Source organism: Pseudomonas sp. MD195_PC81_125, assembly GCF_014060985.1.
Classification (GTDB): Bacteria; Pseudomonadota; Gammaproteobacteria; order Pseudomonadales; family Pseudomonadaceae; genus Aquipseudomonas; species Aquipseudomonas parakoreensis.
Genome location: NZ_JABULD010000256.1, coordinates 1 through 5,536, shown reverse-complemented (window position 1 = coordinate 5,536; position 5,536 = coordinate 1). Strand labels below are relative to the sequence as shown.

Below are 5,536 nucleotides of genomic sequence, written 5' to 3'. Positions count from 1 at the left end.
CGTTTGATTTGGGTACGCCACCTTCACGGAATTTCCGACAATTGTCAATCGCCCTAAATACGGGTTGAAATGCGACTTTGCGGTCATTTCTGTAAGACGCAGCCGCCGACACATGCTTGCATGTGAGGGTATTCATAAGATTAATAGTTAGAAATGTCGCCCTAATTCGCTGCAAGCCTTGTTTAACAGGCTACGCTCGCTGGACCACGAAGGAAAACAAGCGCACGTGTGTTGACCGGAACACGCCGAATCAACATCAAAAAGAATTTCCGGCCTGCCTGGCCACCCCGCCCGATGAATCATGTCGGGCTTTTTTATTGCTCGTCTGCCAGACGTTTCGCACCGTTGCAGCGCGAAACGTCCGTGAGTCATGCCAGTGCTTTCAGCGTGGCATCAATTTCCAGCAGAACCGAAGCGTCACCCTTCTCGCCCCAATAGAGCGCGATCATCTGCTTGTCAGCTTCGACCTTGAAAACGTTGCCCGGCAATTTTTCGAAATGATTCAACAGGAGCGAATCTTCACAGACTTCCTGCCACTGATTGACCCACACGCCCGGGGTTTTCTGCCAATACGTCCAGCAAGCCGGCTGCTTGCCGCGCCGTGGCCGATGGTATTGCGCGCACGGGTTTGGCGGCTCCTGGCTCAGCCAGTGCGGCCACTCCTGGGGCGCCAGCTGCATGGCCAGCCCGATGCGCCGGGCCTCCATGCGCAAGGCTATCCGGCCACTCTGTGCACGGGACGGACGCAACCAAGCCAGGGGGCTCAACACCACCAGCAGGATTGACACCACCAACCAGACCGTCATATCTCTACTCCCGACTTAAGGTGAGCGCATTGTGTCACTCTGGAACCAATGCGCTTGAAACCAGCCATACTTAACACTATTGAACCGTCACAAGGAGCACCTCATGCCCTACTCCCATATCCTGGTCGCCGTAGATCTGACCGAAGAGTGCGACCCTGTGATCCACCGCGCCCGAGAGCTGTCGGTGAGCAATGGCGCCAAGCTGTCGCTGGTGCATATCGTCGAACCGATGGCCATGGCCTTTGGGGGGTGACGTACCGATGGATCTGTCACAACTGCAACAACAACAGTTCGATCAAGCCAAGGAACGCCTGGAGCGCCTGAAGCACAAATACACCGAACTGGAAGGCTCAAACTGCCACCTGACCTACGGCCAGCCACGCCAGGAAATCCACCACTTCGCCAAGGATCAGGAATGCGACCTGATCGTGGTCGGCAGCCATGGCCGACATGGTCTGGCACTACTATTGGGTTCAACCGCCAACGATGTTTTGCACGGCGCACCTTGTGATGTGCTGGCGGTGCACCTGGTCAAACGCTGATCCCAGGCCCTTGTGAGAAGCTAAAAAGCCCGGCGTCCATCACTGGACGCCGGGCTTTTTCATGCCTGGAAACAATCAGGCATCCAGCTCCGCCCAACGCTCCACCAGTGCATCCAGCTCAGCCTGCAACTGCTCAAGTGAGGCAATCACCTTGGCCGTTTCGGCCGGCGGACGCTGGTAGAAGCCGGCTTCAGCCATTTCAGCCTCGACCGCAGCAATCTGCTGCTCTTTGTTGTCGATGTCGCCCGGCAGCGCTTCCAGCTCGCGCTGAAGCTTGTAGCTCAGTTTCTTCTTCGCAGCCGGGGCCGCAGCGACAGGCGCGGCAACCGGGGCCGGTTCAGCAGTAACCACCGCCGAGTTCAGGTCAGCCTTGCCCGACTTGCTCTCGGTCACACCCAACAGGCGCGGCGAACCGCCCTGACGGATCCAGTCCTGATAACCGCCGACGTATTCACGGACCTTGCCTTCACCTTCGAAGACCAGAGTGCTGGTGACCACGTTGTCGAGGAATGCCCGGTCGTGACTGACCATCAGCACCGTGCCGTTGAACGTCAGCAGCACTTCTTCGAGCAGTTCGAGAGTCTCGACGTCGAGGTCGTTGGTCGGTTCATCAAGTACCAGCAGGTTCGCCGGTTTGCTGAACAGTTTGGCCAGCAACAGACGTGCACGCTCGCCACCGGACAGCGCCTTCACCGGCGTGCGCGCACGCTGCGGGCTGAACAGGAAGTCGCCGAGGTAGCTCAGGACGTGGCGGCTCTGGCCATCGATTTCGATGAAGTCGCGACCTTCGGCGACGTTGTCGATCACGGTCTTTTCCAGATCGAGCTGATGACGCAACTGATCGAAGTAGGCCACATCGATCCGGGTGCCCTCTTCCACTTTGCCGCTGGTCGGTTGCAGGCCGTTGAGCATCAGCTTGAGCAGAGTGGTCTTGCCGGTACCGTTGGCGCCGAGCAGACCGATACGGTCGCCACGCTGCAGGACCATCGAGAAGTCCTTGATCAGGTACGGACCGTCCGGGTGATGGAAGCTGACGTTGTCCAGGACCATCACTTGCTTGCCGGACTTCTCGGCCGTTTCCAGCTGAATATTCGCCTTGCCGGTACGTTCACGACGTTCGCTGCGCTCAACGCGCAGGGCTTTCAGGGCACGCACACGGCCTTCGTTACGGGTTCGGCGGGCCTTGATGCCCTGACGGATCCACACTTCTTCCTGAGCCAGACGCTTGTCGAACAGCGCATTGGCGGTTTCTTCAGCAGCCAGCGCGGCTTCTTTATGCACGAGGAAGCTGGCGTAGTCGCCGTTCCAGTCGATCAGACCGCCGCGATCCAGTTCGAGGATGCGCGTGGCGAGGTTTTGCAGGAAGGAACGGTCGTGCGTGATAAACAGCACGGCGCCCTGGAAATCCTTCAGGGCTTCTTCGAGCCAGGCAATCGCACCGATGTCCAGGTGGTTGGTCGGTTCGTCGAGCAGCAGCAGATCCGGTTCGGATACCAGCGCCTGCGCCAGCAGCACGCGGCGACGCCAGCCGCCGGACAACTCGGCAAGAGTCTTGTCGGCCGGCAGTTGCAGGCGACTCAGGGTACTGTCGACCAGCGTCTGCAAACGCCAGCCGTCACGGGCTTCGAGGTCGTGCTGAACGTGCATCAGCTTGTCCAGATCGGCGTCGGTGACGATGTTCTGGCTCAAGTGATGGTATTCGGCGAGCAAGGCGCCAACACCGTCCAGCCCCTCGGCAACCACGTCGAATACCGTCCGCCCGTCGGCCACCGGCAATTCTTGCGGCAATTCACCGATTTTCAGACCGGGGGCACGCCACACCGAGCCGTCATCGGGCTTCTGGTCGCCCTTGACCAGTTTCATCATGCTGGATTTGCCAGTGCCGTTGCGGCCAATGATGCACACCCGCTCACCACGGGCGATCTGCCAGGACACCTTGTCCAACAACGGCATCGCGCCGAATGCAAGGGACACATCGCTGAATTTGAGCAGGGTCATGAGCTTCTCCAAAAACCGGGCGCGCATTCTACCTGAATCAGGACCTCAACAGGCCGGCAATTTGTCTGCTGAAGCACTCTGCACAACATTTGTTGCGAACTTGTGCTGCAAGACCCGCAAAGCTTTCGCCCGTTGCTGGCAAAAGGCTAAGCTACAGACAATTCAGTGCTGGCCGCGGCCGGTACTTGTCATGATTTCTCTGCCCGGATGTCTCATGCGCAGTCGCCTTTTCAGTGTCTTGTCCTGTTTGCTACTTACCGCCGCTGCCGCTCAATCCGCCCAGGCGGTGGACCTGTCGACCCAACGCCAGTATTACGATGAAGCCAAGCGCGCACTGGCCAAGGGCGATACCGGCCCGTACTTTCGTTACAGCCAGGCCTTGGCCGATTACCCGCTGGAACCGTACCTGGCTTACGACGAACTGACCGCGCGTCTGAAGACCGCCAGTAATGAGGAAATCGAGAAATTCCTCGCCGAGCACGGCGACCTGCCCCAGGCCAACTGGATGAAACTGCGCTGGTTGCGCTGGCTCGCCGACCGTGGTGACTGGGCAACTTTCGTCAAGTATTACGACCCGAAACTCAACTTCACCGAACTGGACTGCCTCAATGCGCAGTACCAGATCAGCAGCGGCCACAAGGCCGAGGGCTATGCCAACGCCGACAAACTGTGGCTGACCGGCAAATCGCAACCGGCCGCCTGTGACGGGTTGTTCGGGATCTGGGCCGCCGATGGCCAGTTGACCGAGCAGAAACGCTGGGAGCGCACCAAACTTGCCGCCCAGGCGCGCAACTATCCACTGGCCAACAGCTTGGTCAACGGCCTCACCACCCTCGCCCCGCGCGGTCGGCTGCTGGTGGATGTGGCGCAGAAACCCGAACTGCTCAATCAGCCGTCGCGCTTCACTCCCGCTGACGAGCCGATGTCCGACGTGGTCAGCCTCGGCCTGCGCCGCCTCGCCCGTCAGGACCCGGACAAGGCCATGGCCCTGCTCGACGGATACGCCAGCAGCATGCATTTTTCCCGTGACGAAAAAGTCGCGATTGCCCGGGAAATCGGCCTGACCCTGGCCCGGCGTTTCGACAGCCGCGCGCTGGACGTGATGACCAAATACGATCCGGAGCTGCGTGACAACACCGTGTCCGAATGGCGCCTGCGCCTGCTGTTGCGTCTGGCACGCTGGGACGATGCGTATCAGTTGACCCGTCGGCTGCCGCAGGATCTGGCGACCACCAACCGCTGGCGTTACTGGCAGGCCCGCAGCCTGGAACTGGCACAACCGCAGAACCCGGAAGCGCAGACCCTGTACAAGAATCTGGCGAAAGAACGCGACTTCTACGGCTTCCTCGCCGCCGACCGCTCGCAACTGCCTTACTCGCTGATGAACAAGCCGCTGGTACTCAGCCAGGCCACCATCAACAAAGTGCGTAACACCCCCGGTGTGCGTCGCGCTCTGGAATTCCATGCGCGCGGGCAGATCGTCGACGGGCGCCGCGAGTGGTATCACGTCAGCCGCCATTTCAATCGTGACGAAATGGTCGCCCAGGCCAGACTGGCTTACGACCTGAAATGGTACTTCCCGGCCATTCGCACCATCAGTCAGGCGCAATACTGGGACGACCTGGATATCCGCTTCCCGATGGCCCACCGCGACACCTTGGTGCGTGAAGCCAAGACGCGCGGCCTGCATTCGAGCTGGGTGTTCGCCATCACCCGCCAGGAAAGCGCGTTCATGGATGACGCCCGCTCCGGCGTCGGCGCCAGCGGCCTGATGCAATTGATGCCCGGCACCGCCAAGGAAACCGCGCGCAAGTTCAGCATCCCGCTGGCCTCACCGCAGCAAGTGCTCGATCCGGACAAGAACATCCAGCTCGGCGCCGCTTACCTGAGCCAGGTGCACAGCCAGTTCAACGGCAACCGCGTCCTGGCCTCCGCCGCCTACAACGCCGGCCCCGGCCGCGTGCGCCAGTGGCTGCGCGGCGCCGATCACCTGAGCTTCGATGTGTGGGTGGAAAGCATCCCGTTCGACGAAACCCGCCAGTACGTGCAGAACGTGCTGTCGTACTCGGTGATCTACGGGCAAAAACTCAATTCGCCGCAGCCGCTGGTGGATTGGCACGAGCGGTATTTCGACGATCAATGACAGGTGCTGAATACCTGAAATGAAAAAATGCCCGCATCCATCGATGC

General features: G+C 60.2%; 3 protein-coding genes and 1 pseudogene. 2 read left to right on the top strand and 2 right to left on the bottom strand.

What is annotated here, in order from left to right; genetic code table 11:
• Positions 1-368 precede the first annotated feature (368 nt).
• Positions 369-806 (bottom strand): hypothetical protein, encoded by a 438-nt coding sequence (locus tag HT737_RS11270; RefSeq protein ID WP_182402561.1) that lies wholly within the window; start codon positions 804-806, stop codon positions 369-371.
• 103 nt (positions 807-909) lie between these two features.
• Here HT737_RS11270 and HT737_RS11265 point away from each other — a divergent pair.
• Positions 910-1,348 (top strand): annotated as a pseudogene (locus HT737_RS11265) (universal stress protein).
• Positions 1,349-1,423: 75 nt separating this feature from the next.
• Here the strand turns inward: HT737_RS11265 and HT737_RS11260 are convergent.
• On the bottom strand, positions 1,424-3,346 hold the full coding sequence (locus tag HT737_RS11260; protein WP_047295291.1) for an ATP-binding cassette domain-containing protein: 1,923 nt from the start codon (positions 3,344-3,346) through the stop codon (positions 1,424-1,426).
• Positions 3,347-3,560: 214 nt separating this feature from the next.
• Between HT737_RS11260 and HT737_RS11255 the strand changes: the two genes are divergently transcribed.
• Entirely contained in the window at positions 3,561-5,489 is a 1,929-nt protein-coding gene (locus HT737_RS11255) for a transglycosylase SLT domain-containing protein (RefSeq protein ID WP_047295292.1), read from the top strand.
• Positions 5,490-5,536 lie beyond the last annotated feature (47 nt).

Bases quoted from the DNA above. Each gene is read 5' to 3' on its own strand.
- HT737_RS11270 (WP_182402561.1), bottom strand. From the start codon at position 806: ATGACGGTCTGGTTGGTGGTGTCAATCCTGCTGGTGGTGTTGAGCCCC.
- HT737_RS11260 (WP_047295291.1), bottom strand. From the start codon at position 3,346: ATGACCCTGCTCAAATTCAGCGATGTGTCCCTTGCATTCGGCGCGATG.
- HT737_RS11255 (WP_047295292.1), top strand. From the start codon at position 3,561: ATGCGCAGTCGCCTTTTCAGTGTCTTGTCCTGTTTGCTACTTACCGCC.